General features: G+C 43.5%; 1 protein-coding gene. It reads left to right on the top strand.

The features are described from left to right. Positions 1-2,392, top strand: a 2,392-nt coding sequence (gene gyrA, locus RAC86_RS37630) for a DNA topoisomerase (ATP-hydrolyzing) subunit A (protein WP_377886850.1), incomplete at its 5' end; no start/stop codon positions are given. Positions 2,393-2,642: the final 250 nt, after the last annotated feature.

Below are 2,642 nucleotides of genomic sequence, written 5' to 3'. Positions count from 1 at the left end.
CGCAATGAGCGTTATTGTGTCTCGTGCTCTTCCAGATGTTCGTGACGGTTTAAAACCGGTTCACAGACGGATTTTATACGCAATGAATGATTTGGGCATGACAAGTGACAAACCTTATAAAAAATCCGCGCGTATCGTTGGAGAAGTTATCGGGAAATACCACCCGCACGGTGATTCAGCGGTATATGAATCCATGGTCAGAATGGCTCAGGATTTCAACTACCGTTATATGCTCGTTGACGGTCACGGAAACTTCGGTTCTGTTGACGGAGACTCAGCGGCGGCCATGCGTTATACAGAAGCAAGAATGTCTAAAATCTCAATGGAGATTCTTCGTGACATCACAAAAGACACAATCGATTACCAGGATAACTATGACGGGTCAGAAAGAGAACCTGTCGTTATGCCTTCAAGGTTCCCGAATCTGCTCGTGAACGGTGCTGCCGGCATTGCGGTAGGTATGGCAACAAACATTCCTCCGCACCAGCTGGGAGAAATCATTGACGGTGTACTTGCTGTCAGTGAGAATCCGGACATTACAATTCCAGAGCTTATGGAAGTCATTCCAGGGCCTGATTTCCCGACCGCGGGTCAAATCTTGGGACGCAGCGGTATCCGGAAAGCATACGAATCAGGCCGAGGCTCTATCACGATCCGGGCAAAAGCTGAGATCGAACAAACATCTTCGGGTAAAGAAAGAATTATCGTTACAGAGTTACCTTACCAAGTAAATAAGGCGAAATTAATTGAGAAAATTGCAGATCTCGTAAGGGACAAAAAGATAGAGGGTATCACAGATCTGCGTGATGAGTCAGATCGTACAGGTATGAGAATTGTCATTGAAATCAGACGCGACGCCAATGCAAATGTCATCTTAAACAATCTGTACAAACAAACTGCTCTACAAACATCTTTTGGCATCAACCTGCTTGCACTTGTTGATGGCCAGCCGAAAGTTTTAACTCTTAAGCAATGCCTGGAGCATTACCTCGACCATCAAAAAGTTGTCATTAGACGCCGTACTGCTTATGAATTGCGTAAAGCGGAAGCGAGAGCTCATATCCTGGAAGGATTGAGAGTTGCACTGGATCATCTCGATGCAGTTATCTCCCTTATCCGTAATTCTCAAACGGCTGAAATTGCGAGAACAGGTTTAATTGAACAATTCTCACTGACAGAGAAGCAAGCACAAGCGATCCTTGATATGAGGCTCCAGCGTTTAACGGGACTGGAACGTGAAAAGATAGAAGAAGAATACCAATCTCTTGTTAAATTAATTGCAGAGCTAAAAGACATCTTGGCAAATGAATATAAAGTGCTTGAGATCATTCGTGAAGAACTCACGGAAATCAAAGAGCGTTTTAACGATGAAAGACGTACTGAGATCGTCACTTCCGGACTGGAGACAATTGAAGATGAAGATCTCATCGAGAGAGAAAATATCGTAGTTACTCTGACGCACAACGGATACGTCAAACGTCTTCCTGCATCAACTTACCGCAGTCAAAAACGAGGCGGAAAAGGTGTACAAGGTATGGGAACAAACGAAGATGATTTCGTTGAGCATTTGATCTCTACGTCAACTCATGACACGATTCTCTTCTTCTCGAACAAGGGGAAAGTGTATCGTGCAAAAGGGTATGAAATCCCTGAATACGGCAGAACGGCAAAAGGAATCCCGATTATTAACCTGCTGGAGGTAGAAAAGGGTGAGTGGATCAACGCGATTATTCCAGTCACGGAATTCAATGCGGAGCTTTACCTTTTCTTCACTACAAAGCATGGGGTTTCAAAACGAACATCGCTATCTCAATTCGCTAATATCCGCAACAATGGTCTAATCGCTCTGGGTCTTCGTGAAGATGATGAACTGATGGGTGTACGTCTGACTGACGGCACAAAACAAATCATCATTGGAACGAAAAACGGTTTACTGATCCGTTTCCCTGAAACAGATGTCCGGGAGATGGGAAGAACTGCGGCGGGCGTAAAAGGCATCACCCTGACGGATGACGACGTTGTTGTCGGCATGGAGATATTAGAGGAAGAATCACACGTCCTTATCGTAACTGAAAAAGGGTACGGAAAACGAACTCCGGCTGAAGAGTACAGAACCCAAAGTCGGGGCGGAAAAGGACTCAAAACAGCGAAAATCACCGAGAACAACGGCCAACTAGTAGCAGTGAAAGCTACTAAAGGTGAAGAGGATCTAATGATTATTACAGCTAGCGGCGTACTCATCAGAATGGACATCAATGATATCTCCATCACCGGACGTGTCACTCAAGGTGTGCGTCTCATCAGAATGGCAGAAGAAGAGCATGTTGCTACAGTAGCTTTAGTAGAGAAAAACGAAGAAGATGAGAATGAAGAAGAACAAGAAGAAGTGTGAGAAAAAGCGCAGCTGAAATAGCTGCGCTTTTTTGTGTCATAACCCTTTACAGTCATAAAAATTATGGTATAATCATTTCTGTTGTCTTTTTAAAGACACAAGCATGACCATTATGACTAGTAAAAACTTTTTCAAAAAAGTATTGACCTAGTTAACTAAAAATGTTACTATTAAGTAGTCGCTTCGAGAGAAGCACACAAAGTTCTTTGAAAACTAAACAAGACAAAACGTACCTGTTAATTCAGTTTTC

This window comes from Bacillus sp. LR_5 (assembly GCF_042709275.1).
Note: the sequence above shows the minus strand (reverse complement) of the source record. Positions and strands in the feature narration are given on the sequence as shown.